Origin of the sequence: Yoonia sp., assembly GCF_017854565.1 — a bacterium.
GTDB lineage: Bacteria > Pseudomonadota > Alphaproteobacteria > Rhodobacterales > Rhodobacteraceae > Yoonia.
Genome location: NZ_JAFMHJ010000032.1, coordinates 1 through 24802, shown reverse-complemented (window position 1 = coordinate 24802; position 24802 = coordinate 1). Strand labels below are relative to the sequence as shown.

Sequence of the window (24802 nt, the reverse complement as noted above, 5' to 3'; positions counted from 1 at the left end):
AGTGATCGCTTGGCTAACGGGGATATAAAACACCGCGCCACGATGTGCTGTGTGGCACATGCCTGTGTCTTACCTTCGTAGCGTCTGACACGGTAGCGTGTATTCACGTACTGCTTTTGTGGTAAATGGTGGAGCCTAGGGGGGTCGAACCCCTGACCTCTTGCATGCCATGCAAGCGCTCTCCCAACTGAGCTAAGGCCCCACGTTGCAGCACACCGGCTGCGATGTGCTGTCTATGCAGCACGCCGGGCGAGATCAAGCATAAATCGCGCCCGGAACTGTCTATTTAATCGTCGTCGTTTGTCGCCACATCGGCAAGTTCGTCAAGAGAGACGGTATCGTCGTCGTCATCTTCCAGAACGTCATCGCCCAGATCGACATCGTCGTCGTCATCTTGGTCGTCATCGAGCACCAGATCATCATCGGTGGTCTCTTCCGCCTTCTTCGTCTGCGCGTCTTCTGCGTCAGCGACCATCGTCCGCGTCTTGGATGTGTCGATGGTTACGACATTGCCCGTGTAAGGGCTAATCACTGGCGTGGCGTTCAGGTCGTAAAAGCGTTTGCCGGTTTCGGGGCAAAGGCGCTTATTGCCCCACTCTTCCTTAGGCATAGGCTATCCCTTCAAATTCTGGTCGTCCCCTTGCGGGTGATCGATGCCAACTGCCATAAGCCGCATGAGGTGTCAAAGGCTTTGGCACGTGAAAATATAAGAAAGCTGCATATGGGCCGTCATACGCTGCATGGCAACCCCCCGATTGAGGTGGAGTTGCGCCGATCAGCCCGCGCCAAGCGGCTGTCACTACGTGTGTCGCGCCTTGACGGACGCGTCACGCTGACATTGCCTGAGCGGTCGCCGGATCGTGAAGGTATTGCGTTCCTGCACGCCCGCGAGGCGTGGTTGCGGGGCCATCTGATGCTGATTGCGCCAGTGCATACAGTTGCAGTCGGCGGAACGGTCCCGTTCGAGGGGCGCAATTTGTTGATCGTCACCGGCGAAGCCCGGCGTGCCCGGCTGGAGGCGGCGCGTTTTGTCGTGCCTGCGGGTGATCGGGTGGGTGCGCGGGTCAAGGCGCTATTGAAGGCAACTGCACGGGATAGGCTGGCGGCGGCGTCTGACCATTATGCTGCCAAGCTGGGACACAGCTATACCCGACTGTCGATTCGCGACACGCGGTCACGTTGGGGGTCCTGTTCCAGTCAGGGTGTGCTGATGTATTCGTGGCGCTTGATTATGGCCCCGCCAGAGGTGCTGCGCTATGTGGCGGCACATGAGGTGGCGCATTTGACTGAGATGAACCACGCGCCCGCATTCTGGGCTGTGGTGGCAAAGCTGTTTCCCGACTATCAGGCGCGCCGCCAATGGCTGCGCGATCATGGCGATCAGCTGCACCGGATACAGTTCGACGATTGACGCATTGATCATTTGTGATCACAAGTGGCCACCATGATCCAACCGCGCCCCCTTGATCCGACAACTGCCGCCCATGAACGGGTTTACCGGTCACTGCGTACTCGTATCATGCACGGTGAGATCGCACCGGGCGAGGCACTGACGCTGCGTGGGATCGGCAAGATCTATGAGGTATCCATGACCCCCGCGCGCGAGGCCGTGCGCCGGTTGGTCGCAGAGGGGGCTTTGTCGCTGTCGTCCTCGGGGCGGGTGGCGACGCCCGCGTTGTCGAACGAAAGAATCGAGGAGTTGGCGACCCTGCGTGCAATGCTGGAGCCAGAGCTGGCATCGCGCGCGTTGCCGCGCGCACACTTTGCCCTGATCGACCGGCTTGAGGCGATTAATCAGGGCGTCAGCCAAATGATCGCGCGCCACGATGCGGCGGGATATATCCGGATGAACCTTGAGTTTCACCGCACGCTATATCTGCGCGCGCAAGCGCCTGCCATGCTGGCCATGACCGAAACCGTCTGGCTGCAACTGGGGCCGACGATGCGGGCGCTTTATGGGCGCCTGAACCGCAAAGAGCCGCCACACCATCACAAACTTATTCTTGGCGCGCTCAAGGCCGGTGACGAGCCGGGACTGCGGCTTGCGGTGCGCACCGATGCGACGCAGGGGTTGCGGATGCTTAAAGGATAGCGTTCTGCTGTGTCATATCCGATAGCGCCACATCCAGCATCCTGCGGAAATCCTCGGCGGGCATGCCAAGGCCATGTGCCAGTTCGGTCACGAATTCATACTCGGCTGGCAACATGCGCCCGTCCGCGATGGTGATCAACAGCGCACCCTGCATCATGATATCTTTTTCGCGATCCCGCAGGCCCCTGCCGAAGGCAATATAATCGCGGGTGGTCAGGTCCATATCAATATGATCCGCGATGCGAATGATGTCAGCGGTCGGATAGGACCGCCCGGTCAGACGCTTTGCCGTCCGGGTAATCATGGTAAGCTCTTTGGACCCAACCAGACCGTCGCATTTGGCGGCGTGACACATGGCATAAACGATCCGCAGTGCCGCCTTCTTGCGCATGGGGCCCTTTAAATCATAGCCCAGAAGCGACTTGACCCGGCGCCAGACCACTGCAATCAAGCCAAGCCCGACGGCGATCAGCAAACCATAGGTCCTGAGATTACGCTCGAGGGTGTTGCGCGCCACAACGGGAATATCCGCCGCAATCAGATCCAATGACTGCGCCGTCACCATCTGATCTGCGCTGAACAAACGATAGTCGGTTGTCTGACACCGATTGGCCGCCAAGGCATAACTTTGCACATCGCTGGTCAACGCAAAGCCCAAGACCCGAAAACTTTGCGTGACATAGCACAGCGACATGTTTTCCTGATTTGGACCGGGAATCTGCGTCTCGGCAACAAATTCAAGTTCTTGGCTGATGCCGCTCTCGTTGGTCAGGGCGTGTGCGGGCCCTGACGAAACAACCGCGAGCGAAACAACAAATACAAGATTCTTCATATGGTTCTCGGAAAATAACACTCAATAAGAGGCTAATAGATCGCATGAATGTGGCGCACTTATGTTAGATTCTGATTTTGTCCAAGGCAATTTCCATCGGATTGGGTGGACGCGGCAGAAAATGAGATGCGGAACCATAATTTTGCTGAAAAATGGCCCCAATTGGGCGTCATTAGGGGCACTGTATACAATCAGGAAACGGGCCTTACGGGCATGATCGACGCGCTATTTCCCTATGTTGCCGCAACATTCGCGGCGTTCTACGCACAGTTCTGGCGCGTTTTGGCGTATCCTGTGACGTCGGGCCAGCGGGTTTTCTGGCTCTACCTGCTGTCGTCGATGGTATTTGCGTATTGGGTCTACGTTCGCCGCTCGAAGGCGTCAGGGAACAGTCCGCGCTCGCTCAGGTCTTTTGCCACGTTCCTGTTCCCAAAAGAGGTCTGGAGCCATTCATCCGCATGGTTGGATGTCAGATATTTCTTTTTTCATCAAGTGCTTGGCAAGCTTCTTTATGTCATCGTGATCGCTATCATATTGAACGGGACGTTTCAGTGGGTCACCGGTGGCCCCAATCTGGTGAAGGCGACGCAAACCGTGCCAAGCCCAACTTGGGTCAGTTTCGTCGTTTCGTTCGGCTACATGATCGTGGTGATCGCGATTGTCGATTTCGTGGCCTACATCCTGCATTATTTACAGCATAAGGTCCCAATCTTGTGGGAATTTCACAAGGTGCATCACAGCGCCGAGGTCATGCATCCGCTGTCAAATTACCGCGAACACCCAATTGATAATATTGCGTATGCTGTTGGAACGGGTGCTGCATTTGGCGCAATGATGGGGCTTGCCAACAACTACTTTGGTTACTTGCCCAGCATGCCCGAAATCTTGGGTGTTCCGTTAATATTGTTTCTTTTCAACATCGCAGGCTACAATTTGCGTCATTCACATGTCTGGCTGCGCTGGCCCGGGCGGTTGTCGATGATATTTCCATCGCCCGCGCATCATCACGTTCACCACAGCCGCCACCCTGACCATCTGGACAAGAATTTTGCCTTCGTATTTCCGATGTGGGACGTGTTGTTTCGGACCTACCATATGCCCGAAAGCGACAAGGACGTGGAGTTTGGTCTTTACGGCCAGCAGGGCGAAAGTGAATATTCGTCCTGCTGGCGCCTGTATTATATACCGTTCCGCAATATCGCGGCAAAGCAGAGGGCGGCGCCAAAGTCCAAAGACGATAACGCGCCTTCAAACCCCAAGGCCTAGGCGTGGATGGCCCCGTCGCCGCACGCCAGTGCGGCCTCGCGGACTGCTTCGGAATAGGTGGGGTGGGCGTGGCAGGTGCGGGCCAGATCCTCGGCTGCGGCGCCGAATTCCATGGCGACGCAGATTTCATGGATCAGGTCCCCGGCCATCGGGCCGATGATATGGGCACCAAGGATGCGATCCGTATTTTTATCCGCCAGAATTTTGACAAATCCCTCGCCTGCAAAATTCGCTTTGGCGCGCGCATTTCCCATGAACGGGAACTTGCCAACCTTATAGGCACGCCCCTGTTGTTTAAGGGTTTCTTCGGTTTCGCCCACGCTGCTAACCTCGGGGTGGGTGTAGATCACGCCGGGGATGATGCCGTAGTTCACATGCGGATGCTGGCCGGCGATGCCTTCGGCGACGGCCATGCCTTCGTCTTCGGCTTTATGGGCCAGCATCGGACCTTCGACAGCGTCCCCGATGGCGTAGATACCGGGGATGTTGGTCGCGAAATTGGTATTGATCTTGATCTGGCCGCGCGGGGTCATCTCGATGCCAAGCGCATCAATCCCAAGGCCAGCCGTGAACGGTTTGCGGCCCGTGGCGACCAGAACGGTGTCAGCGGTCAGGGTGTGTTCGCTGTCGTCCTTGCGCAGTTTATAGGTGACGGTGGCCTTGTTGTTCTTGACCGAAACACCTTGGACAGCGGCGCCAAGAGTGAATTTAAGCCCTTGTTTTGTAAGAAGTTTTTGGAATTGACGGGCAACTTCGACGTCCATGCCGGGGGTGATGGCATCAAGGTATTCGATCACGGTGACGTCTGATCCAAGGCGGGCGTAGACCGACCCGAGTTCCAGTCCGATCACACCGGCGCCGATCACGGCCAGTGTTTTGGGGATCTTGCCCAGTTCCAGTGCGCCGGTCGAGGTCACAACGGTCTTTTCGTCAACCTCGACGCCGGGCAACCCCGACGCTTCGGAGCCGGATGCGATGATGATATGCTTGGCCTCGTGGATGTCGTCGCCGACCTTGACCTGACCCGCAGCAGGGATGGAACCCCAACCCTTTAGCCAGTCTATCTTGTTCTTTTTGAACAGAAATTCGATGCCGCCGGTGTTTTGCCCGACCACAGTTTCCTTGTAGGTCAGCATCTGTTTCCAGTCGACAGACGGTGCTTTGCCCTTCAGGCCCATGGACGCGAAATTATGTTCGGCTTCGTGCAGCATATGGGTGGCGTGCAGCATTGCTTTGGATGGAATGCAGCCGACGTTCAGGCAGGTCCCGCCGAGGGTCGCGCGGCCTTCGACGACGGCCACTTTCATGCCCAGTTGGGCACAGCGAATGGCGCAGACATAGCCGCCGGGGCCGGCGCCGATTACGATGACATCATAGCTGGACATGGGGTCTCCTTTGGGTCGAAATTAGGTGCAATGTTGCGTACATAAGCTGTAGGTACAGCGTACATACGAGTGTGTGTCAAATCAGGGCCGACACTATCATGGCCATGGTCGAGATAAACCCCACAAACCAGATCAGCGACCGCCATGGGGTGAGGCCGAAATAATAGGCGGGGACATACAGGATGCGCGCACCCAGATAGGTCCACGCGCAAGCGGCGGAGAACCCGGTGCCTTTGTCGCCAAGGGTGATGACGACAACGGCGATGGTAAACAGGATCAGCGCCTCGAAATGGTTGTTCAGCGCGCGGAACAGGCGGCCGGTCTTGACGCTGACCTGTTCGATCAGCGGCTTTCCAAGACGCTGCGGATCACGCGGCCCGGCGGTTTTGCCGGGGCCGAGTTCAAGGTTCGCAGGGACGGACATCAAGACGAATTGCACGCCTTGGAGAAGCGCCGCGAGGGCAAGGACGGTGAGTTCGGGGGTCATGACTCAAGAGCTCTTTCGAAGCTTCTTTATTTTCTTTAGTAGTCGCTCGTTCTGTTCCCAAACTTCACGCACGTACATGAATTCATATTCTACACTTTGGGCATAAAGCGAAATTTCACCCCATCTTCCGCTTTGAAGGTTTAGTTTTGGCTCCATTGCTGTTCTTAGGATTGCTTCCAGCATATCGAGTGACAAACTCGCATCTACATGTTGTCCTTCGCCAGCTTCCACCTCAGACGGGTTAACACGGTTTGCTATATTGGGTGCATCAGGTGGCGTTGTCGCAAAGAACGAATAACTAAACCAGCGGTTCCGAAGGTGATCACCGGTATGGGCTTTTAGTCGTTTCCCAAAATGCTTGGCCTGACCAACGTATACCGTTTCACGGTTTTCGCCATGTAAGAGATATACACCAGAACTCTTAGTAAATTCGACTTCGGGCGGGGTGTCAGGCTTTTTGTAGGCAAGCCTACTTTTCTTCTCATGCGCGAGAATCCGAATGTATTGCTCATTGCTTTCATCGTCGTGGCCTGGATAAAAAAGCGAGTCTTCCCATGAGAAAAATTGGCCATAAGCTGTTATTCCCAATTCTATTCTCCAATATTGTATATTTTTGTTGCAATCAGGAACCTTTAATCAAAGATCCATCAGCAACCGGCGTGGGTCCTCCAGCGCCTCTTTCACACGCACAAGGAAGGTCACGGCCCCTTTGCCGTCGACGATGCGGTGGTCGTAGCTCAGCGCCAGATACATCATGGGGCGGATCACGACCTGGCCGTTGATGGCCATGGGCCGGTCCTGGATTTTGTGCATGCCGAGGATACCCGACTGCGGGGGGTTCAGGATGGGTGAGGACATCAGGCTGCCGTAGACGCCGCCGTTCGATATGGTGAAGGTGCCGCCTTGCATTTCGGCCATCGACAGTTTGCCGTCGCGGGCTTTGGCACCCATGGCGGCGATGGATTTTTCGATGGTCGCAAAAGACATCTGGTCGGCGTCGTTGATGACGGGAACCACAAGGCCGGTGGGCGTGCCTGCCGCGATGCCCATGTTGACGTATTTTTTGTAGACGACATTGGTGCCGTCGATTTCGGCGTTGACCTCAGGCACTTCGTTCAGGGCGTGCACGCAGGCCTTGGTGAAGAAGGACATGAAGCCCAGTTTGACGCCGTGTTTTTTGAAAAACAGGTCTTTGTATTCGTTGCGCAGGGCCATCACCTCGGTCATGTCGACCTCGTTATAGGTGGTCAGCATGGCGGCGGTGTTCTGGCTGTCCTTGAGTCGCTTGGCGATGGTTTGGCGCAGGCGGGTCATTTTCACACGCTCTTCGCGGGCACCGCTGCCGGCGGGGGCGGGAGCGCGTGGGGCTGCGGGGGCCGGGGCCTTGATCGCGTTCAGCACGTCCTCTTTCATCACGCGGCCATCCTTGCCGGTTCCGGTGACGTCAGACAGGTTGTTTTCGGCCATCAATTTGTTGGCAGAGGGCGCATTTTCGACGTCGGTGCGGGCCGTGGCGGGGGCTGCTGCCGCGGCTTTGGGCGTTTCGGCCTTGGGCGCGGGGGCTGCTGCGCCTTCGGCGATTTGGGCCAAAAGCGCATCGACGCCGACGGTTTCGCCTTCGGCGGCAACGATTTCGGACAGGGTCCCGGCGACGGGGCTGGGGACCTCGACCGTGACTTTGTCTGTCTCAAGTTCGCACAGCATTTCGTCAACGGCGACGGCATCGCCGGGCTGTTTGAACCATGTGGCGACGGTGGCTTCGGTCACGGATTCGCCAAGGGTGGGGACGCGGACTTCGGTGCTCATTTTTTTGATCCTTCGACTGTCAGCGCATCGTTCACGAGGGCTGTTTGTTCTGCTTTGTGTCTGCTGGCGAGACCTGTCGCGGGTGACGCGGCTGCGGCGCGACCAGCGTAGGTGGCCCGGGTGTGCGTGGCCTTGATCCGGGTCAGGACCCATTCGAGGTTGGGTTCCATGAAGGTCCAGCCACCTTGGTTCTTGGGTTCTTCCTGACACCAGACCATTTCGGCGTTCTTGAACCGCTGCAGTTCGTTGACCGACGATTGTGCCGGGAACGGGTAGAATTGTTCATAACGCAGGATGTAGACGTCTGTGATGCCGCGCTTGTCACGTTCTTCGAGGAGGTCGTAATAGACCTTGCCGGAACACATCACCACGCGCTTGATCTTGTCATCAGCGACCAGTTTCGTGTCCGAATGCCCCTTTTGCGCGTCATCCCAAAGGACACGGTGGAACGACGACCCTGTGATGAAATCGGCGGTGTCGGACACGGCCATCTTGTGCCGCAACAACGATTTCGGCGCCATCAGGATCAGCGGCTTGCGGTAGCTACGGTGCAGCTGACGGCGCAGCAGGTGGAAGTAGTTGGCAGGTGTGGTGCAGTTGGCCACGATCCAGTTGTCGCCGCCGCACATGGTCAGGAACCGTTCCAGACGCGCGGAGGAGTGTTCCGGCCCCTGGCCTTCGTAGCCATGTGGCAAAAGGCAAACGAGGCCAGACATGCGCAACCATTTGCTTTCGCCTGAACTGATGAACTGGTCGAACATGATCTGGGCGCCGTTGGCGAAATCGCCAAACTGGGCTTCCCACAGGGTCAGGGCGTTGGGTTCGGCCAGTGAATAGCCGTATTCGAACCCCAGTACCGCATATTCGGACAGCATGGAATCGATGACTTCGTATTGGGCCTGACCGTCGCGGATGTTGTTGAGCGGGTAGTAGCGTTCTTCGGTGTCTTGATTGATCAGAGCCGAGTGGCGCTGGCTGAATGTGCCGCGTGAGCTGTCCTGACCGGACAGGCGCACGGGGTATCCTTCGGTCAGCAGCGAGCCAAAGGCCAGCGCCTCGGCTGTGGCCCAGTCAAAGCCGGTGCCAGAGGCGAACATTTCAGCCTTGGCTTCGAGCAGACGTGCGACGGTCTTATGCAGCGGAAAGCCTTCGGGTGCGCTGCTGAGGCCCTTGCCGACGTCGTTGAACGTCTTTTCAGAAATCGCGGTCGCGCCGCGCTGGTAGTCTTCTTTTTGGCGGTCCAGATGCGACCATTTCCCATCCAGCCAGTCGGCCTTGTTGGGTTTGAAGGTCTTGCCGGCTTCGAATTCTTCGTTCAGGTGGGCCTGAAACGCGGCTTTCATATCCTCGATCTCGCCTTCAGGGATCAGCCCGTCTTTGACCAGCCGTTCGGTGTAAAGCGTCAGCGTCGTCTTTTGCTTTTTGATCTTCTTGTACATCACCGGGTTGGTGAACATCGGCTCATCGCCTTCGTTGTGACCAAAGCGGCGGTAGCAGATGATATCAAGCACGACATCCTTGTGGAATTTCTGACGGAATTCCGTGGCCACGCGGGCGGCGTGGACCACGGCCTCCGGGTCGTCACCGTTGACGTGGAAAATCGGCGCCTCGACCATCAGGGCGATGTCGGTGGGGTAGGGGCTGGAGCGGCTGAAATGCGGTGCGGTGGTGAAACCGATCTGGTTGTTCACCACGATATGCATGGTGCCGCCGGTACGGTGCCCGCGCAGGCCCGACAGGCCAAAACCTTCGGCGACGACGCCTTGCCCGGCAAAGGCTGCGTCGCCGTGCAGCAAGATTGCCATGACTTTGGATTTGTCGGTGTCGTTCTTTTGGTCTTGTTTGGCGCGGACCTTGCCCAGAACGACGGGGTTCACCGCCTCGAGGTGGCTGGGGTTCGCAGTCAGCGACAGGTGCACCGAATTTTCGTCAAAGCTGCGGTCGCTGGACGCGCCGAGGTGGTATTTCACATCACCAGAGCCATCGACGTCTTCGGGTTTCGACGATCCGCCCTGAAATTCGTTGAAAATGGCGCGGTAGGGTTTTTGCATCACGTTGGCGAGCACCGACAAGCGGCCCCGGTGCGGCATGCCGATCACGATATCATCAATGCCCAGCTGGCCGCCGCGTTTGATGATCTGTTCCATCGCGGGGATCAGGCTTTCGCCGCCATCAAGGCCAAAGCGCTTGGTGCCCATATATTTGACGTGCAGGAATTTTTCGAACCCCTCAGCCTGAACAAGGCTGTTAAGGATCGCCTTGCGACCGTTCTGGGTAAAGGTGATTTCCTTGCCGTAGCCTTCGATCCGTTCCTTGAGCCAACCGGCCTCTTCGGGGTTGGATATGTGCATGTATTGCAGGGCAAATGTGCCGCAATAGGTGCGCTGCACGATCGCCATGATCTGGGTCATGGTGGCCAATTCGAGGCCAAGGACGTTGTCGATGAAAATCGGCCGATCCATGTCGGCGGCGGTAAAGCCGTAGTTGGCGGGATCCAGTTCGGGATGCGGTTTTGTTTCGCGCATGCCCAGCGGGTCCAGATCGGCAATCAGGTGGCCCCGGATGCGATAGGCGCGGATGATCATCAGCGCGCGCACCGAATCGAGAACGGCATTGCGGACTTGCGTTTCATTCAGGCTGACGCCTTTTTCGGCGGCTTTTTCCTGGATTTTTTTGCCAGCGGCGGCAGGCTCTGTTGGCCATTGCCCGTCAAGCGCTGCGGTCAGGTCATCGTTGGGGATCGGCGGCCAATCGTTGCGGCCCCACGATGCGCCTGCGGCCTCGGCCATGGCTTCTGCGGGGGTGTCGTCAAGGCTACGAAAAAATGCGTGCCAGCTGTCGTCGACCGCACCGGGATTGTTGGCAAAGCGGGCATAAAGCTGTTCGACGTATTCGGCGTTATGTCCTTGCAGGAAACTTGAGGCGTGGAGGACGTCATTTGGGGATTGGTCGGTCATTGGTCCGTGTCTCCGATGTGGGCTGGGGGTAGATGCCACCCTGCAAAATAGGGCGGGGTGAACCCCGCCCTACCGTGTTATCCGATAGCCTTCAGCACAGCTTCGCCCAAAGTGGCGGGGCTGTCGGCGACGATGATGCCGGCGGCTTTCATCGCTTCGATCTTGCTTTCGGCGTCGCCTTTGCCGCCCGCGACAATCGCACCAGCGTGGCCCATGCGGCGGCCGGGAGGGGCGGTGCGGCCTGCGATGAAACCGGCGGTGGGTTTCCAGCGGCCTTTTTTACGCTCATCAGCCAGAAACTGTGCCGCTTCTTCTTCGGCGGAGCCGCCGATTTCGCCGATCATGATGATGGATTGCGTTTCGGGGTCGGCCAGGAACATTTCGAGGATGTCGATATGTTCGGTGCCTTTGATCGGGTCGCCGCCGATGCCCACGGCGGTGGACTGGCCCAGCCCGCTGTCGGATGTCTGCTTGACCGCTTCATAGGTCAGCGTGCCGGAACGCGATACAACACCGACGGACCCGCGTTTGTGGATGTGGCCGGGCATGATACCGATTTTGCAGGCGTCGGGCGTGATGACACCGGGGCAATTCGGCCCGATCAGCCGGGATTTGGAGCCTTCGAGCGCGCGCTTGACCTTCATCATGTCAAGAACGGGGATGCCTTCGGTGATGCATATGATCAGTTCCATTTCGGCGTCGATGGCTTCGAGGATGCTGTCCGCAGCGAACGGCGGCGGCACGTAGATGACCGATGCGTTGGCTTCGGTCACGTGGCGGGCCTCGTGGACCGAGTTGAAGATCGGCAGGTCCAGATGGGTCTGACCGCCCTTGCCGGGGGTCACGCCGCCGACCATCTTGGTGCCATAGGCAATCGCCTGTTCAGAGTGGAATGTCCCCTGCGAACCGGTAAGGCCCTGACAGATGACGCGGGTGTTTTCGTTTACGAGAATGGCCATGTTGGTGGCTCCTTGGAGATCTGTAGGGCGGGGTTTACCCCGCCACGCTTGCAATAGGCGGGGAGAACCCCGCCCTACGGGTTATCCCTTGACCGCTTTTACGATCTTCTGCGCGCCGTCTTTGAGGTCGTCGGCGGCGATGACGTCGAGGCCGGAGTTGCGGATGATCTCTTTGCCTTTCTCGACGTTCGTGCCTTCGAGGCGGACGACCAGCGGGACCTTCAGGCCGACCTCTTTCACCGCGGCGATCACGCCTTCGGCGATGACGTCGCAGCGCATGATGCCGCCGAAGATATTGACAAGAATGCCTTTGACCTGCGGGTCGGATGTGATGATCTTGAACGCCTCGGTCACCTTTTCCTTGGTCGCACCGCCGCCCACATCAAGAAAGTTGGCAGGTTCGGCACCGTAAAGCTTGATGATGTCCATCGTCGCCATGGCAAGGCCCGCGCCGTTGACCATGCAACCGATTTCACCGTCGAGCGCGATGTAGTTCAGGTCGAATTTCGATGCGGCCAGTTCTTTGGGGTCTTCTTCGGTCTCATCGCGCAGGGCGGCAATGTCGGAATGGCGATAGATCGCGTTGCCGTCGAACGAGACCTTGGCGTCCAACACCTTGAGGTCGCCCTTGTCGGTGACGATCAGCGGGTTGATTTCCAGCATTTCCATGTCTTTTTCGGTGAAGGCTTTGTAAAGCTGGCCCATCAGGGTGACGCATTGCTTGACCTGCGGACCGGACAGACCCAGTGAAAACGCCACACGGCGGCCATGGAATGCCTGATAGCCGGTCGCGGGATCGACCGAGAACGACAGGATCTTTTCGGGGGTGGAAGCGGCCACTTCTTCGATGTCCATTCCGCCTTCGGTGGAGCAGACAAAACTGATGCGGCTGGTCTGGCGATCGACCAGCAGGGCGAGATACATTTCGGTTTCAATGCCAGAGCCGTCTTCGATGTAGATGCGGTTCACGACCTTGCCTGCGGGGCCGGTCTGATGGGTGACCAATGTACGGCCCAGCATCTTTTTCGCCTCTTGCGCGGCTTCTTCGACGGAACGGGCCAGACGGACTCCGCCCGCTTCGCCTGCGTCGGCTTCTTTGAATTTACCTTTGCCACGGCCACCGGCGTGGATCTGTGCCTTGACGACCCACAGCGGCCCGTCGAGTTCACCGGCGGCTGTTTTCGCCTCTTCGGCGCGCATGACGGGGCGGCCATCGGAGACGGGCGCGCCGTAGCTGCGCAAAAGAGCTTTGGCCTGATATTCGTGGATATTCATGAGACATGTCCAATTTCGCTTCGGTTGGGGGTGTTTAACCACAAGAAATGAACAGTTTCTAACCTAAAACACAGTCTTAGGGGGATAATCCAACATTTGTGATCACACTTTTTGGGGCTGTGATCACAAAATACGGGCGTTAGCGATATCGGTGTCGTCAATCCCGGTTTGAAAGGATTCGTTGGGGTGATTGGCAACGGGGCCATGACAGGACGGCAACCAACTTGGGTGATTGTGGCGACGGTGGATGAGCCGCCATAACCGGTGCAGGCTTTTGGTGCATGGCGTTGGGCGCGGCGCAGGTGATGCTATATTTTGATCGGCCCGATGACCCGGCAGTTGCGCGATGCGACGGATACCGATGCGCGGCTGCAGTTCGGCGGGCTGACGGCGCTGAATCGGGTCTGCAAACTGCTGCGCAAGGCGGATGCGGTGGACCGCTGGCTTTGGCAGCAAAAGGGTGTGTTGCTGGCGGAATTTGGGCTGACCTGCCCATGAAAAAGGGCACCGCTTTGGGTGCCCTTTGGTCGTTTTGGTGTGATTCGGTTCAGGCGAGACTGCTGTCGATGGCCTTGCAGGCTTCGACCAGACCTTTGACCGCATCGACGGATTTGTCGAACATCGCCTGTTCGGCTTTGTCCATCTTGATCTCGACGACGCGTTCGATGCCGCCCGCACCGATGATGGTGGGCACACCGACGTAGAACCCATTAAGACCATAGGCGCCATCCACATGGGCCGCACAGGGCAGCACGCGCTTTTGGTCTTTCAGGAATGCCTCGGCCATTTCGATGGCAGAGGTCGCAGGCGCATAGAAGGCAGAGCCGGTCTTCAGCAGGCCAACGATTTCAGCGCCGCCGTCGCGGGTGCGTTGCACGATCGCGTCCAGCTTATCCTGGGTGGTCCAGCCCATGTCGATCAGGTCGGGCAAAGGGATGCCTGCAACGGTGGAATAGCGTGTCAGCGGCACCATCGTATCGCCGTGGCCGCCAAGCACAAAGGCGGTGACGTCGCGCATCGAGACCTTGAATTCATCGGCAAGGAAATGACGGAAGCGCGCAGAGTCCAGCACGCCAGCCATGCCGCAAACCATGTGGTGCGGCAGGCCCGAAAATTCGCGCAGTGCCCAGACCATCGCGTCAAGCGGGTTGGTGATGCAGATGACAAAGGCGTTTGGCGCGTGGGCGGCAATGCCTTGACCCACGGATTTCATGACCTTGAGGTTGATCCCAAGCAGGTCATCGCGGCTCATTCCGGGTTTGCGGGCCACACCGGCGGTGACGATGCAAACGTCGGCGCCTGCGATGTCGGCGTAATCGTTGGTGCCCTTGAAGCTGCCATCGAATTTGGCGGCGGGACCGGATTCAGCGATATCAAGCGATTTGCCTTGGGGGATGCCTTCGGCAATGTCGAAAAGCACGACATCGCCAAGTTCTTTGACCGCTGCGAGGTGCGCGAGCGTGCCACCGATCTGTCCGGCGCCGATAAGGGCAATCTTTGGTCTGGCCATGGAAATGGATCCTTTGGTGTGGTGTGGTTTTGGCGCATTGGGTAAGGCTTTGCGCGCGCCTGTGCAAGCCTGCTGCGCTGCGGCATCACGCGAAGCCCGATGGTCAATGCGCAAAGGCCGCGCTAACCATAGGTGATCAGGGCCGATACGAGGGTGCGAAGTGATTGAGTTTGATTGGCAATTCTTTGCCATAGGCATTCCCGCGATCATTTTTGCGGGTATTTCAAAGGGGGGATTCGGGTCAGGTGCCGCTTTTGTGGCAGGCGCGATTCTTGCGCTTGTCGTGCCGCCGGGAGCCGCGCTTGGCATTGTGTTGCCGCTGCTGATGGTGATTGATGCGGCGACGCTGAAATCCTATTGGCGCCAGTGGCATTGGCCGTCCGCAAAGGGGATTATTCAGGGCGCGCTGCCCGGCATCATCATTGCGGCATGGATTTACACGGCGGTCGAGGCGAATGTATTTCGCCTGCTGATCGGGGTGATCTGTCTGGCCTTCGTGGCGTTTCAGTTCAGCCGCGCAAGGGGCTGGCTGCGTGTGAAGCAAATGCCGTTTTCGCGCCCCTGGGCCTGGGTTGCCGGGATCGTGGCGGGGTTCACGAGTTTTGTCAGCCATGCGGGCGGTCCGCCGGTGGCGGTGTTCCTGTTGTCCCAAGGCGTGGCGAAGACGACCTATCAGGCGACCACGGTTCTGACGTTTTGGGCGATCAACTGGATCAAATTTCTGCCCTATGCCTATCTGGGGATTTTCAGCTGGGATACGGCGCTGGGCAGTCTTGCCTTGGCGCCGTTTGCGCTGCTAGGGGCGTGGATCGGGGTGCGGGCGCATCGGGCGGTGCCGGAGCGTTTGTTTTTCGGGCTTACGTATGTGCTTTTGTCGCTGACCGGGGTGCGGTTGATCTGGCTGGCGCTGTCGTGAAAAAGCCGCCCCGGTCAGGAGCGGCTTTGAGGGGTATCAGGCGCCGCTGCCGATAATTGGCAGTGCTTCGTTCAAGTGTTGAAACGCCTGCCCTGCGGCGACAAGGCATGTCGGGCCGCCGGGTTTCGTGGCCGTAATCGTCCAGCTGCCAGTGTCTGTGGAGGCAAACACCTCGATCACGGCATTGTCGCTGCCGAGCCCGATGGATTGGCGGCTTTCGCCATAACTGATCGCGAGACGTTCCACGACAGCGGCGTGATCTGCACAATTGGCAGTTTCGGCATGGGCGTGATTGGCCGCCAGCATCATTGCGCCGATCCCGAACGACATTAAGAAAAAGTTGCGCTTCATTTGGTTCACCTTAATTGCAAAAAAGGAGCGACTGCGGCTGGATATCCGCCACAGTCGGCAAGTGATGAAATTCTGAGATGAACGTGCCGCAAAATGGTTAATACACCGTGACGGTGGGGCTGTTGCTGCAATGCGGCAATTTCAGCTTGAATGATGTGGTGGATTTCGGCCAGTTTGGCGCAACAATATTGCGAGGAAGATTCGATGCATGACCGCCCCTACCGCTCGGCTTTATATATTCCGGGGTCCAAGGATCGCGCGTTGGACAAGGCGCGTGGCCTGTTCGTTGACGTGATTCTGTTTGATCTGGAGGATGCGGTGACCCCCGATGCCAAGGTCGCGGCGCGTGACACATTGGCCGCTGCACTGGCTGCGGGTGGATACGGCACGCGGTTGCGTATCGTGCGGATCAATGGGCTGGATACACCATGGGGTGCGGCGGATGCGGCGGCGGTTGCGGCGATGGCGTGCGATGCCGTGCTGCTGCCCAAGGTGAACACGACGGCGGATGTCGATGCGCTGGCGGCGATGGTTCCTGATCTGCCGATCTGGGCTATGATGGAGACGCCGCAGGGCATTCTGAATGCCGCCAGCATTGCCGCCCATCCAAGGATCGCGGGGTTCGTGTTGGGCACGAATGATCTGGCCAAGGATCTGAATTCGCGCGGGCGGGCGGCGTTGATGGTGGCGTTGCAGATGTGTCTGCTGGCGGCAAGGGCGGCGGGAATCGTCGCGCTGGATGGGGTCTATAACGCGTTTAAGGACGAAGAGGGCCTGCGTGATGAATGCACACAGGGCCGCGACATGGGATTTGATGGCAAGACGCTGATTCATCCCGCGCAGGTCGCGATTGCCAACGCGGTCTTTGGTCCGACGGCGGATGAAATTGATCTGGCACGCCGCCAGATTGCGGCGTTCGAGGCGGCGCAGGCCCAAGGGCAGGGCGTGGCCGTGGTCGATGGTCGCATCGTTGAGAACTTGCATATCGTGACCGCTCAGGCGACGCTGGCCAAAGCAGACGCCATTGCCGCATTGGAGAGCGCATGACATTTCTTATTCTTGGTTTGATTCTTTGGTCAGGCATCCATTTCTGGAAGCGGCTGGCACCTGCAAGCCGTGAAGCCGCAGGCGATCGGGGCAAGATGATTGTCACCGCAGGGTCGGTTCTTGGATTGGTTTTGATGATCGTCGGCTACCGCATGGCGGACACGACGTTCTATTGGGGCCGCAGCCCTGCCATGACCGGGATCAACAATTTGCTGATGATTCTGGCTTTCTATCTGTTTGCCGCGAGCGGATCAAAGGCGCGGATCACGCAGTATGTCCGGCATCCACAACTGACGGCCATCGTGGTCTGGGCTGTCGCGCATCTGCTGGTCAACGGCGATACCGCGTCATTTGTGCTGTTCGGTGGGCTGCTGGTCTGGGCATCGTCAGAGATGTCGCTGATCAACCGCGCGGTGCCAGAGTGGACCCCGGCGCATGACGTGCCGATCCGCAAGGAAATCTCGGCTGTTGTGGCGACTGTGGTTGCGTTTGGCGTCGTGGCTGGGGTGCATGGCTGGCTTGGCTATAACCCGTTTGGATAATCCGATGAAAATTTACAGATTGCTGACCGAAGACGACACATCGGCGTTCTGCCACAAGGTGTCAGACGCGCTTTCCAAGGGATGGGAGCTGTATGGCAGCCCGACCTATGCGTTTGATCAGGCCAATGGCGTGATGCGGTGTGGGCAGGCGGTGACCAAGGATATCGACACGCCCTATTCCCGCGACATGAAGCTGGGCCAGCAATGACCAAGACAAATGCGGGCCGGTTTTTCGAGGATTATGCCGTTGGCGATGTGATCCTTCATGCAGTGCCGCGCACGATTTCGGGGGGCGAGCGGGCGCTTTATCATGCGCTTTATCCGGCGCGGGGCGCGCTTTGTTCATCCGATGAATTTGCGCGGTCCTGCGGGCTGCCTGCGTCGCCGTTGGATGATTTGATCACGTTTCACACGGTGTTCGGCAAGACGGTGCCGGATGTGTCGCTGAATGCGGTGGCCAATCTGGGCTATGCCGACGGGCGCTGGCTGGCCCCGGTGTATCCCGGTGATACGCTGACGTCGGTGTCCGAGGTGATCGGGGTCAAGCAGAATTCGAACGGGAAATCCGGGGTTGTTTGGGTCCGCACGACAGGGCGCAATCAGCAGGGCCGTGATGTGCTGAGCTATGTGCGCTGGGTCATGGTGCGCAAGCGCGGCGATGGTCCGGCGCCTGCGACGGTGATCCCTGATTTGCCGGTGGCGGTGGCGGCGGATGATCTGGTGGTGCCTGCGGGGCTGACGTTCGCCGCGTATGACTTTGCCTTGGCCGGTGAAAAACACCGGGTAATCAACTATTCCGTGGGCGAAATTATCGACCACATCGACGGCGTGACGATCGAAGAGGCCGAGCATATGCTGGCCACGCGTCTGTGGCAAAACACGGCGAAGGTGCATTTCGATGCGACCAACCGCGCCGATGGCAAGCGGTTGATTTACGGCGGGCATGTGATGTCGCTGGCGCGTGCGCTGTCGTTCAATGGGTTGGCCAATGCGCAGATGATCGTTGCGCTGAACGGTGGCGCGCATGCCAATCCATGCTTTGCCGGCGATACGGTCCGGGCATGGTCGGAGGTGTTGGATATGGCCGAAACCCCGGCACCCGGTGTGGGCGCGATCAGGTTGCGGCTGGTGGCGACCAAAGGCGCCGCAGGTGTGCTGCGCGGCGCGGATGGAAAGTATCACCCGGATGTTTTGCTTGATCTGGACTATTGGGCATTGATGCCGACCTGAGATTTGTGAAGGCCCCGCCCAACCGCAGCTTTTGCAAGGTTGTGACCCGCGCGCGATCCGGCGGGCGTCGGTGTCCTGCATTGATCTGGGCGGCATTGCCGGGCCGGTATGAATTTGTGATCACACGTTTTCAAACTGTGATCACAAAAGGCAGAAAGGAGGGTGGACGCGTCACTTTTTCACATGTTTTGTCGTCTGCCCCGCGTGACTCTGACTGCGGAATGATGCAAAAGGATGCCAAAGGCGCTGCCGCACTGGGCAGCAACAGCCACCGAAGGGAACATTCATGGCCGATGTGAACCGGGGTAACCGCCCCTTGTCGCCGCATTTGACGATATATCGTCCGCAGCTGACCTCGATGACGTCGATATTCGTGCGCATCACCGGCAACGCGCTGTTGCTGGGGGCGCTGCTGATCGTGTGGTGGTTTGTCGCCGCCGCAACCGGGCCCGAGGCGTTTGCCCGCGCAAATGGGTTCATCACCAGTTGGTTTGGCGATCTGATCATGTTCGGATCGGTCTGGGCGTTGTGGTATCACACCTTTGGCGGCATTCGGCACCTGATCTGGGACAGCGGTCGTATGCTGGACATTGAGCATGCCGAGACGGCGGGTTTGGTGATGATCATTGCGTCGGTGCTGGTGACTATTTTCACAGTCGTTGTAATTTAAGGAGGCGCGATAATGGCTTTTCTGACTGACCGTAAACGCGCCGTCGGCATGGGTTCCGCCAAGAGCGGGACCGCACATCACTGGCATATGATCGTGACCTCTGTCGCGCTTGTCGGGTTGATCCCGCTGTTTGTCTTTACCTTTGGGGCGATCCTCGGGTCGCCCTATGCCGAGGTCATCGCATATTATCAGCGCCCATTCCCGGCGATTGTTGCCGTGCTGACAATGGGGGTCGGGTTCCTGCATTTCAGCAAAGGTGTGCAGACGCTGATCGAGGATTACGTGCACGGCCTTGCCCGCAAGGCGGCCATCATCGGCATGATCTGCCTGTCCTATACCGCTGCTGCCGTTGCGATCTTCGCAATCGTGCGCATCGCCCTTTAATTCGCCGGAGCATCACCCAATGGCCGCATACGAATACGAAACCCATACCTATGACGCGATTGTCGTGGGTGCTGGCGGCGCAGGCTTGCGCGCCACGCTTGGTCTGGCTGAACAGGGCCTGCGCACGGCCTGTATCACCAAAGTCTTTCCGACCCGGTCGCATACGGTTGCGGCACAGGGTGGCATCGCGGCGTCATTGGGCAACATGGGTCCTGACAGCTGGCAGTGGCACATGTATGACACCGTCAAGGGGTCAGACTGGTTGGGTGATACCGACGCGATGGAGTATCTGGCCCGCGAGGCGCCAAAAGCGGTTTACGAGCTGGAACATTACGGCGTTCCGTTCAGCCGCACCGAAGAGGGCAAGATTTACCAGCGCCCGTTTGGTGGCCATACAACCGAATTTGGCGCAGGTCCGCCGGTGCAGCGCACCTGTGCTGCCGCGGACCGGACCGGCCACGCCATTCTGCACACGCTTTATGGTCAGTCGCTGAAGCAGCAGGCTGAGTTCTATATCGAATATTTTGCGCTTGATCTGATCATGTCGGATGATGGTGTCTGTCAGGGCGTCATCGCATGGAAGCTGGACGACGGCACCATGCATGTGTTCAACGCGAAAACTGTCGTGCTGGCCACGGGCGGCTATGGCCGCGCCTATTTCAGCGCGACGTCTGCCCACACCTGCACGGGTGATGGCGGTGGCATGGTGGCCCGTCAGGGTCTGCCGTTGCAGGACATGGAATTCGTACAGTTTCATCCCACAGGCATTTACGGTGCCGGCTGTCTGATCACCGAAGGCGCGCGCGGCGAGGGCGGTTATTTGACCAACTCCGAGGGCGAGCGGTTCATGGAGCGTTATGCGCCCAACTACAAAGACCTCGCGCCGCGCGACTATGTCAGCCGTTGTATGACGCTGGAAATTCGCGAAGGGCGGGGCGTGGGGGCGAACGGTGATCATATTCACCTGAATCTGAACCACCTGCCTGCCTCGGCTTTGGCCGAGCGTCTGCCGGGGATTTCGGAATCGGCGCGCATCTTTGCCGGCGTCGACGTGACCAAGGAAGCGATCCCCGTATTGCCTACCGTGCATTACAATATGGGCGGTATTCCGACAAATTATCATGGCGAGGTTTTGAACCCGACCAAGAAAAGCCCAAATGCCGTCGTTCCGGGCCTGATGGCTGTGGGCGAGGCGGGCTGTGCATCGGTCCATGGGGCGAACCGTCTTGGGTCCAACAGCCTGATTGACCTTGTGGTGTTCGGTCGCGCTGCGGCTATTCGCGCCGGTGAGGTCGTTGACCGTAAAGCGCCGAACCCGACGTTGAACCAAGCGTCGGTTGACGCCTGTTTTGACCGCTTTGATGGGCTGCGTCATGCAAAGGGCAATATCGGCACAGCCGAACTGCGGCTTGAGATGCAAAAGGCGATGCAGGCTGATGCGGCCGTGTTCCGCACCGACAAAACCCTCAAAGAGGGTGTCGAAAAGATGACGGCGATTGCGGGCAAGATGGGCGACATCAAAGTCACCGACCGTAGCCTTGTCTGGAACAGTGATCTGATGGAAACGCTGGAACTGACGAACCTGATGCCAAATGCGCTTGCCACGATAGTTGGTGCAGAGGCGCGCAAGGAAAGCCGCGGTGCGCACGCGCATGAAGACTATGCAACGCGTGACGATGAAAACTGGCGGGTCCACACGATCAGCCATGTGGATGGTGCCAAGGTGAAGTTGAGCTATCGCCCGGTGATCACGACGCCGCTGACAACCGAAGCGCAGGGCGGGATCAGCGCAGATACGATCGCCCCGAAAGAACGGACGTTCTGATGCGGATGGCCATGATCATGGCGGTCGGCGTTGCGGCGCTTGCTGGTTGTGCGGATATTTCTGCGGAGGGTGACAGGATAGCCCGCGACACGGCCAAAGGCGTGGTGAACGGTGTCGTGGCCAGCCGGTTTCCGGGGGTGAATGCCGCGCCGCTGACCGACTGTATCATTGATAATGCGGAGCTATCGGAAGTTTACACGATTGCGCAGGCGGCGGTCGTTGGGCCGACACCTGCGACGACCAACCTGATCGTTAATATCGCGCAACGCCCGGCAACGGTGGGTTGCGCGACGGACAATGCGCTGAGCGCATTTTTGTTGGGGGGCTGATGATGCGCGGTTTGAACCTTGTTTTGCTGGTGCTGGTTGTTGCTGGCTGCACACCGATCACGCCGGAACGCGCAGCGGAGCGGTGTGAAGAGCGCGCGCGCGCGGCGCAGGCGCCCGACGTCGGATTGACCATCGGCGCCAACAGCAATGATGGTCCGTTCGCCAGTGCCAGCATCGGTATCAGCAGTGATTTGCTAAGCGGACGCGACCCGTTGGGGGTCTATGAGACCTGTGTGATTAACTTGACCGGCCAGCTGCCAATCCGGCCGCCGCGTCTGCGTGCTTTGTAAGAATTTCGGGGCGAACGTGCCCCTGACGGAAGGAACATCAAGATGGTGCAACTGACACTTCCCAAGAATTCCCGCATGAAAGTCGGGAAAACCTGGCCCAAGCCGGAGGGGGCGACGAATCTGCGCAAGGTGCAGGTTTATCGTTGGAACCCGGACGATGGGAAAAACCCGCAACTTGATACTTATTTCATTGATCTTGATGATTGTGGGCCAATGATTTTGGACGCGCTGATCAAGATCAAGAACGAGATTGATCCGACCCTGACGTTCCGCCGATCCTGCCGTGAAGGTATCTGTGGGTCGTGCGCGATGAACATCGACGGGATCAACACGCTTGCCTGTATCTATGGTTTGGACGAGGTGAAGGGCGACGTTAAGATTTATCCGCTGCCGCACATGCCTGTCATCAAGGACTTGATCCCCGATCTGACCCATTTTTATGCGCAGCATGCGTCAGTCATGCCGTGGCTTGAGACCAAAACGAACCGCCCGGCCAAAGAGTGGAAACAATCCATTGATGATCGCAAGAAGCTGGATGGTCTCTATGAGTGCGTGATGTGCGCGTGCTGTTCGACGTCATGCCCATCATATTGGTGGAATGGCGATCGGTATCTGGGTCCGGCCGCATTGTTGCACGCCTACCGCTGGATCATTGATAGCCGGGACGAGGCAACAGGCGAGCGGTTGGACGAGCTTGAAGATCCTTTCAAGCTGTATCGGTGCCACACCATTATGAACTGCGCCAAGACATGCCCCAAGGGTCTGAACCCGGCCAAGGCAATCGCGAACATCAAGCAGATGATGATCGAACGGGTCGTGTGATAGCGAGCGCCGCCTTCGGGCGGCGTTTTCTTGCCTCGGGCGGGGATATTTCTGCTCGGAAGAAGCGAATTGCGGCTCGGCAGTTCCTGAGGGACTATCTGACATGACCACTGTGACCACACCACCCGATGCCGATGAACGCCGCGCTGTGCCGCCGGTGATTTGCTATCCGACCGAGACGCTGCCGCAACCGGATATGGCGGTTTATCGGGCTGCCCGTGCCGCGCTGACAGAGGTGGCGCGTGTGATTGTCCCGCCACGAGATGCGGCGGCGATTGCCGTTCCGGCGGGGCACTTCTTGCGGATTGTCAGCATTGAGGGCGCGCAGGTTGGTGACTTGAACCTGTTCAATGTGGCGGATCTGACCGAACGGTTTTATTCGGGCAAGACGCGTGCGTTGCATGGCACGCATGTAACGACGGGCGACCGTCTATGGTCTTCATTTCCGACGCTGCGCCCGATGGCGACGGTGAGCCATGACACGTTGGCGTGGTACGGCATTGATGGTTTTGGCGGGTCCGTGCACGATGTGATCGGCACCCGCTGTGACCCCTATACAGGGCGGTTATTGTCGGGGGCGGATTATCACCATTGTTGCCATTCGAACCTGACGCGCGCATTGGCGGATCACGCAGGTTTGCCGCTGGCCGCGGCGGAGGCGCATGTGCATGATGTGTTGAATGTGTTCATGTGTACCGGATTTACGCGTGGCACGGGCCAATATTTCATGAAGGCCAGCCCGGTCTGTCCCGGCGACTATATTGAGCTGTTTGCCGAGATTGATCTGCTTGCCGTGTTGAGCGCGTGCCCCGGCGGGGATTGTTCGGCACAACATTCCAGCGACACTGCCGTTTGTCATCCATTGGAAATGCAGGTGCTGCGCCCGGCGGAGTTGACGGGGTGGGTGCCGCCAGCGGTCAATGCATACGACCGCAGTCACGGGCGCTAGCAGTAGCGTTGTATCGTGCGCATTTGATCCAGTGAATAGCGGTCGCCATGTGCAAAGCCGGGCGGCAGAATGCGGGCAATTTCGGCCCGGTCCAGCACCCACGCGATTGCGGCGGCGGCGACGTTCCATCCGCGGGCGCGGGCGAAGGTTTTGAAGTGGTCCAGCATCGTTTGATTGCGCGCATAATTGTCGGGCGCAAAACGCGGGATTTGCAGGCGATAGTTCGGTGTCGTGCATCTTCTGTGCGGTGTCCGGGTAGGTTTCGCCCAACATGCCGCGCGCGAGCGGTGAGAAGGGGACAAAGGCAACGCCCAGTTCGGCGGTCGTTTGCAACATGCCGAGTTCCGACAGGCGGGTCCAGAGCGCGTATTCGCTTTGGACGGCCATGCAGGGCCGTTCCGCATGGGCCCGGCGCAGGGTCGCGGGGGCGACTTTGGACGGCCATAGCCGCCAATCAGCCCTTCGTCGATCATGCGGCCCATGGTCCCAGCGACATCTTCGATCGGGATCAAGGGATCGCGGCGGTGTGCGTAGTAAAGTGGGGCATGATCCAGCCCGAGACGTTTGAGCGAGCCATGCATGTAGAGCGTCAACCACTTTGTCCGCGGGCGTCAACCATTTTGGCCGGTTTTGAAGCCGCCGGGGTTGGTGTTCCGTTTGGTGTTTTGGGTTAGATTTCTCCTTCGTTTTGGTCGTCGTTATTGGTTGTCGCTGGCGCTTCGACCTGAGTTCGCTTGTTGGAGGCGGCCGCACGCTGGCGGAAGCTTTCAGCGTTCATTTCGAGGATGGTCGCATGGTGGACCAGGCGATTGATGGCGGCGACGGTCATGGCCTTGTCCGGGAAGATCTGATCCCATCCGCTGAACGGCTGATTGGCC

Annotated in this window: 29 protein-coding genes, 1 tRNA gene and 2 pseudogenes; 16 read left to right on the top strand and 16 right to left on the bottom strand. The window is 58.6% G+C overall.

Annotation, left to right across the window (positions count from 1 at the left end; genetic code table 11):
- Nucleotides 1-126 precede the first annotated feature (126 nt).
- Nucleotides 127-202 (bottom strand) — tRNA-Ala (locus QZ196_RS12750).
- An 84-nt stretch (nucleotides 203-286) separates the two neighbouring features.
- Nucleotides 287-610: a TIGR02300 family protein gene (locus tag QZ196_RS12745; RefSeq protein WP_296426974.1), complete on the bottom strand. Its 324-nt coding sequence runs from the start codon at nucleotides 608-610 to the stop codon at nucleotides 287-289.
- A 111-nt stretch (nucleotides 611-721) separates the two neighbouring features.
- On the opposite strand from QZ196_RS12745, the gene QZ196_RS12740 reads away from it, so the two are divergent.
- Together QZ196_RS12740 and QZ196_RS12735 are read left to right on the top strand one after the other, a co-directional pair.
- A complete protein-coding gene (locus QZ196_RS12740; protein WP_296426971.1) occupies nucleotides 722-1411 on the top strand; it encodes a SprT family zinc-dependent metalloprotease in 690 nt (229 codons plus the stop codon).
- Nucleotides 1412-1444: 33 nt separating this feature from the next.
- Nucleotides 1445-2092 (top strand): GntR family transcriptional regulator, encoded by a 648-nt coding sequence (locus QZ196_RS12735; protein WP_296426969.1) that lies wholly within the window; start codon nucleotides 1445-1447, stop codon nucleotides 2090-2092.
- On the opposite strand, the gene QZ196_RS12730 is transcribed toward QZ196_RS12735, so the two are convergent.
- The gene (locus QZ196_RS12730; RefSeq protein ID WP_296426967.1) at nucleotides 2082-2924 is read right to left on the bottom strand and encodes a TerB family tellurite resistance protein; all 843 of its coding nucleotides are present in this window, start codon (nucleotides 2922-2924) and stop codon (nucleotides 2082-2084) included. The two genes, QZ196_RS12735 and QZ196_RS12730, sit on opposite strands and share 11 nt — an antisense overlap.
- 213 nt (nucleotides 2925-3137) lie before the next feature.
- On the opposite strand from QZ196_RS12730, the gene QZ196_RS12725 reads away from it, so the two are divergent.
- A complete protein-coding gene (locus QZ196_RS12725) occupies nucleotides 3138-4190 on the top strand; it encodes a sterol desaturase family protein (protein WP_296426964.1) in 1053 nt (350 codons plus the stop codon).
- On the opposite strand, the gene lpdA is transcribed toward QZ196_RS12725, so the two are convergent.
- The 7 genes from lpdA to sucC all read right to left on the bottom strand — a co-directional run bounded on the left by lpdA (nucleotide 4187) and on the right by sucC (nucleotide 13059).
- Entirely contained in the window at nucleotides 4187-5575 is a 1389-nt protein-coding gene (lpdA, locus tag QZ196_RS12720) for a dihydrolipoyl dehydrogenase (protein WP_296426962.1), read from the bottom strand. The two genes, QZ196_RS12725 and lpdA, sit on opposite strands and share 4 nt — an antisense overlap.
- A gap of 76 nt (nucleotides 5576-5651) precedes the next feature.
- Nucleotides 5652-6062 (bottom strand): MAPEG family protein, encoded by a 411-nt coding sequence (locus QZ196_RS12715; RefSeq protein ID WP_296426960.1) that lies wholly within the window; start codon nucleotides 6060-6062, stop codon nucleotides 5652-5654.
- Between the two features lie 3 nt (nucleotides 6063-6065).
- Nucleotides 6066-6650: a GIY-YIG nuclease family protein gene (locus QZ196_RS12710; protein WP_296426958.1), complete on the bottom strand. Its 585-nt coding sequence runs from the start codon at nucleotides 6648-6650 to the stop codon at nucleotides 6066-6068.
- A 48-nt stretch (nucleotides 6651-6698) separates the two neighbouring features.
- Nucleotides 6699-7868, bottom strand: coding sequence for a 2-oxoglutarate dehydrogenase complex dihydrolipoyllysine-residue succinyltransferase (gene odhB, locus QZ196_RS12705; protein ID WP_296426956.1), 1170 nt, complete (start codon nucleotides 7866-7868; stop codon nucleotides 6699-6701).
- Entirely contained in the window at nucleotides 7865-10825 is a 2961-nt protein-coding gene (locus QZ196_RS12700) for a 2-oxoglutarate dehydrogenase E1 component (RefSeq protein WP_296426954.1), read from the bottom strand. The genes odhB and QZ196_RS12700 overlap by 4 nt, the downstream gene beginning before the upstream one ends.
- A gap of 77 nt (nucleotides 10826-10902) precedes the next feature.
- The gene (gene sucD, locus QZ196_RS12695; protein WP_296426953.1) at nucleotides 10903-11784 is read right to left on the bottom strand and encodes a succinate--CoA ligase subunit alpha; all 882 of its coding nucleotides are present in this window, start codon (nucleotides 11782-11784) and stop codon (nucleotides 10903-10905) included.
- 81 nt (nucleotides 11785-11865) lie between these two features.
- Nucleotides 11866-13059 (bottom strand): ADP-forming succinate--CoA ligase subunit beta, encoded by a 1194-nt coding sequence (gene sucC / locus QZ196_RS12690; protein WP_296426951.1) that lies wholly within the window; start codon nucleotides 13057-13059, stop codon nucleotides 11866-11868.
- Between the two features lie 327 nt (nucleotides 13060-13386).
- On the opposite strand from sucC, the gene QZ196_RS12685 reads away from it, so the two are divergent.
- On the top strand, nucleotides 13387-13557 hold the full coding sequence (locus QZ196_RS12685) for a hypothetical protein (RefSeq protein ID WP_296426949.1): 171 nt from the start codon (nucleotides 13387-13389) through the stop codon (nucleotides 13555-13557).
- Nucleotides 13558-13606: 49 nt separating this feature from the next.
- Here QZ196_RS12685 and mdh read toward each other — a convergent pair whose 3' ends face one another.
- Complete coding sequence (mdh, locus tag QZ196_RS12680) at nucleotides 13607-14569, bottom strand: malate dehydrogenase (protein WP_296426947.1); 963 nt, start codon at nucleotides 14567-14569, stop codon at nucleotides 13607-13609.
- Nucleotides 14570-14729: 160 nt separating this feature from the next.
- Here mdh and QZ196_RS12675 point away from each other — a divergent pair, with 160 nt between their 5' ends.
- A complete protein-coding gene (locus QZ196_RS12675; protein WP_296426944.1) occupies nucleotides 14730-15485 on the top strand; it encodes a sulfite exporter TauE/SafE family protein in 756 nt (251 codons plus the stop codon).
- Nucleotides 15486-15521: 36 nt separating this feature from the next.
- Here QZ196_RS12675 and QZ196_RS12670 read toward each other — a convergent pair whose 3' ends face one another.
- The gene (locus tag QZ196_RS12670) at nucleotides 15522-15836 is read right to left on the bottom strand and encodes a hypothetical protein (RefSeq protein WP_296426942.1); all 315 of its coding nucleotides are present in this window, start codon (nucleotides 15834-15836) and stop codon (nucleotides 15522-15524) included.
- A 204-nt stretch (nucleotides 15837-16040) separates the two neighbouring features.
- Between QZ196_RS12670 and QZ196_RS12665 the strand changes: the two genes are divergently transcribed.
- The 11 genes from QZ196_RS12665 to QZ196_RS12615 all read left to right on the top strand — a co-directional run bounded on the left by QZ196_RS12665 (nucleotide 16041) and on the right by QZ196_RS12615 (nucleotide 23924).
- Nucleotides 16041-16883: a CoA ester lyase gene (locus tag QZ196_RS12665; RefSeq protein ID WP_296426986.1), complete on the top strand. Its 843-nt coding sequence runs from the start codon at nucleotides 16041-16043 to the stop codon at nucleotides 16881-16883.
- Complete coding sequence (locus QZ196_RS12660) at nucleotides 16880-17425, top strand: NnrU family protein (RefSeq protein WP_296426940.1); 546 nt, start codon at nucleotides 16880-16882, stop codon at nucleotides 17423-17425. The genes QZ196_RS12665 and QZ196_RS12660 overlap by 4 nt, the downstream gene beginning before the upstream one ends.
- A gap of 4 nt (nucleotides 17426-17429) precedes the next feature.
- On the top strand, nucleotides 17430-17633 hold the full coding sequence (locus QZ196_RS12655) for a DUF1737 domain-containing protein (RefSeq protein WP_296426938.1): 204 nt from the start codon (nucleotides 17430-17432) through the stop codon (nucleotides 17631-17633).
- Entirely contained in the window at nucleotides 17630-18655 is a 1026-nt protein-coding gene (locus QZ196_RS12650) for a MaoC family dehydratase (protein WP_296426936.1), read from the top strand. The genes QZ196_RS12655 and QZ196_RS12650 overlap by 4 nt, the downstream gene beginning before the upstream one ends.
- Nucleotides 18656-18941: 286 nt before the next feature.
- Nucleotides 18942-19325: a succinate dehydrogenase, cytochrome b556 subunit gene (gene sdhC, locus QZ196_RS12645; RefSeq protein ID WP_296426935.1), complete on the top strand. Its 384-nt coding sequence runs from the start codon at nucleotides 18942-18944 to the stop codon at nucleotides 19323-19325.
- A gap of 12 nt (nucleotides 19326-19337) precedes the next feature.
- Nucleotides 19338-19709, top strand: a complete 372-nt coding sequence (sdhD, locus tag QZ196_RS12640) for a succinate dehydrogenase, hydrophobic membrane anchor protein (RefSeq protein ID WP_296426934.1) — start codon at nucleotides 19338-19340, stop codon at nucleotides 19707-19709.
- A 19-nt stretch (nucleotides 19710-19728) separates the two neighbouring features.
- Nucleotides 19729-21534 carry a succinate dehydrogenase flavoprotein subunit gene (gene sdhA, locus QZ196_RS12635; protein WP_296426933.1) on the top strand — a complete coding sequence of 602 codons (1806 nt, stop codon included), beginning with the start codon at nucleotides 19729-19731 and terminating at the stop codon, nucleotides 21532-21534.
- Nucleotides 21534-21863, top strand: a complete 330-nt coding sequence (locus tag QZ196_RS12630) for a succinate dehydrogenase (RefSeq protein ID WP_296426931.1) — start codon at nucleotides 21534-21536, stop codon at nucleotides 21861-21863. The genes sdhA and QZ196_RS12630 overlap by 1 nt, the downstream gene beginning before the upstream one ends.
- A 2-nt stretch (nucleotides 21864-21865) precedes the next feature.
- Nucleotides 21866-22153, top strand: coding sequence for a hypothetical protein (locus QZ196_RS12625; RefSeq protein WP_296426930.1), 288 nt, complete (start codon nucleotides 21866-21868; stop codon nucleotides 22151-22153).
- A gap of 42 nt (nucleotides 22154-22195) precedes the next feature.
- Nucleotides 22196-22975 (top strand): succinate dehydrogenase iron-sulfur subunit, encoded by a 780-nt coding sequence (locus QZ196_RS12620; RefSeq protein ID WP_296426928.1) that lies wholly within the window; start codon nucleotides 22196-22198, stop codon nucleotides 22973-22975.
- A 103-nt stretch (nucleotides 22976-23078) separates the two neighbouring features.
- Nucleotides 23079-23924 (top strand): DUF1989 domain-containing protein, encoded by an 846-nt coding sequence (locus QZ196_RS12615; protein ID WP_296426926.1) that lies wholly within the window; start codon nucleotides 23079-23081, stop codon nucleotides 23922-23924.
- On the opposite strand, the gene QZ196_RS12610 is transcribed toward QZ196_RS12615, so the two are convergent.
- The 4 genes and pseudogenes from QZ196_RS12610 to QZ196_RS12605 form a co-directional block, all read right to left on the bottom strand.
- Nucleotides 23921-24091, bottom strand: coding sequence for a hypothetical protein (locus QZ196_RS12610; RefSeq protein WP_296426924.1), 171 nt, complete (start codon nucleotides 24089-24091; stop codon nucleotides 23921-23923). The genes QZ196_RS12615 and QZ196_RS12610 overlap by 4 nt on opposite strands.
- A gap of 58 nt (nucleotides 24092-24149) precedes the next feature.
- Nucleotides 24150-24341 (bottom strand): annotated as a pseudogene (locus QZ196_RS17595) (aldo/keto reductase); the annotation flags it as partial.
- Between the two features lie 35 nt (nucleotides 24342-24376).
- Nucleotides 24377-24505: pseudogene (locus QZ196_RS17590) on the bottom strand (aldo/keto reductase); the annotation flags it as partial.
- An 89-nt stretch (nucleotides 24506-24594) separates the two neighbouring features.
- Nucleotides 24595-24802 (bottom strand): ATP-binding protein (locus tag QZ196_RS12605; protein ID WP_296426921.1); only part of this gene is annotated, 208 nt, incomplete at its 5' end.

What these genes read in the sequence shown, in the direction of transcription:
- QZ196_RS12745 (WP_296426974.1), bottom strand. Translation starts at nt 610, where the DNA reads ATGCCTAAGGAAGAGTGGGGCAATAAGCGCCTTTGCCCCGAAACCGGC.
- QZ196_RS12740 (WP_296426971.1), top strand. Translation starts at nt 722, where the DNA reads ATGGGCCGTCATACGCTGCATGGCAACCCCCCGATTGAGGTGGAGTTG.
- QZ196_RS12735 (WP_296426969.1), top strand. Translation starts at nt 1,445, where the DNA reads ATGATCCAACCGCGCCCCCTTGATCCGACAACTGCCGCCCATGAACGG.
- QZ196_RS12730 (WP_296426967.1), bottom strand. Translation starts at nt 2,924, where the DNA reads ATGAAGAATCTTGTATTTGTTGTTTCGCTCGCGGTTGTTTCGTCAGGG.
- QZ196_RS12725 (WP_296426964.1), top strand. Translation starts at nt 3,138, where the DNA reads ATGATCGACGCGCTATTTCCCTATGTTGCCGCAACATTCGCGGCGTTC.
- lpdA (WP_296426962.1), bottom strand. Translation starts at nt 5,575, where the DNA reads ATGTCCAGCTATGATGTCATCGTAATCGGCGCCGGCCCCGGCGGCTAT.
- QZ196_RS12715 (WP_296426960.1), bottom strand. Translation starts at nt 6,062, where the DNA reads ATGACCCCCGAACTCACCGTCCTTGCCCTCGCGGCGCTTCTCCAAGGC.
- odhB (WP_296426956.1), bottom strand. Translation starts at nt 7,868, where the DNA reads ATGAGCACCGAAGTCCGCGTCCCCACCCTTGGCGAATCCGTGACCGAA.
- QZ196_RS12700 (WP_296426954.1), bottom strand. Translation starts at nt 10,825, where the DNA reads ATGACCGACCAATCCCCAAATGACGTCCTCCACGCCTCAAGTTTCCTG.
- sucD (WP_296426953.1), bottom strand. Translation starts at nt 11,784, where the DNA reads ATGGCCATTCTCGTAAACGAAAACACCCGCGTCATCTGTCAGGGCCTT.
- sucC (WP_296426951.1), bottom strand. Translation starts at nt 13,059, where the DNA reads ATGAATATCCACGAATATCAGGCCAAAGCTCTTTTGCGCAGCTACGGC.
- QZ196_RS12685 (WP_296426949.1), top strand. Translation starts at nt 13,387, where the DNA reads ATGACCCGGCAGTTGCGCGATGCGACGGATACCGATGCGCGGCTGCAG.
- mdh (WP_296426947.1), bottom strand. Translation starts at nt 14,569, where the DNA reads ATGGCCAGACCAAAGATTGCCCTTATCGGCGCCGGACAGATCGGTGGC.
- QZ196_RS12670 (WP_296426942.1), bottom strand. Translation starts at nt 15,836, where the DNA reads ATGAAGCGCAACTTTTTCTTAATGTCGTTCGGGATCGGCGCAATGATG.
- QZ196_RS12665 (WP_296426986.1), top strand. Translation starts at nt 16,041, where the DNA reads ATGCATGACCGCCCCTACCGCTCGGCTTTATATATTCCGGGGTCCAAG.
- QZ196_RS12660 (WP_296426940.1), top strand. Translation starts at nt 16,880, where the DNA reads ATGACATTTCTTATTCTTGGTTTGATTCTTTGGTCAGGCATCCATTTC.
- QZ196_RS12655 (WP_296426938.1), top strand. Translation starts at nt 17,430, where the DNA reads ATGAAAATTTACAGATTGCTGACCGAAGACGACACATCGGCGTTCTGC.
- QZ196_RS12650 (WP_296426936.1), top strand. Translation starts at nt 17,630, where the DNA reads ATGACCAAGACAAATGCGGGCCGGTTTTTCGAGGATTATGCCGTTGGC.
- sdhC (WP_296426935.1), top strand. Translation starts at nt 18,942, where the DNA reads ATGGCCGATGTGAACCGGGGTAACCGCCCCTTGTCGCCGCATTTGACG.
- sdhD (WP_296426934.1), top strand. Translation starts at nt 19,338, where the DNA reads ATGGCTTTTCTGACTGACCGTAAACGCGCCGTCGGCATGGGTTCCGCC.
- sdhA (WP_296426933.1), top strand. Translation starts at nt 19,729, where the DNA reads ATGGCCGCATACGAATACGAAACCCATACCTATGACGCGATTGTCGTG.
- QZ196_RS12630 (WP_296426931.1), top strand. Translation starts at nt 21,534, where the DNA reads ATGCGGATGGCCATGATCATGGCGGTCGGCGTTGCGGCGCTTGCTGGT.
- QZ196_RS12625 (WP_296426930.1), top strand. Translation starts at nt 21,866, where the DNA reads ATGCGCGGTTTGAACCTTGTTTTGCTGGTGCTGGTTGTTGCTGGCTGC.
- QZ196_RS12620 (WP_296426928.1), top strand. Translation starts at nt 22,196, where the DNA reads ATGGTGCAACTGACACTTCCCAAGAATTCCCGCATGAAAGTCGGGAAA.
- QZ196_RS12615 (WP_296426926.1), top strand. Translation starts at nt 23,079, where the DNA reads ATGACCACTGTGACCACACCACCCGATGCCGATGAACGCCGCGCTGTG.
- QZ196_RS12610 (WP_296426924.1), bottom strand. Translation starts at nt 24,091, where the DNA reads ATGCTGGACCACTTCAAAACCTTCGCCCGCGCCCGCGGATGGAACGTC.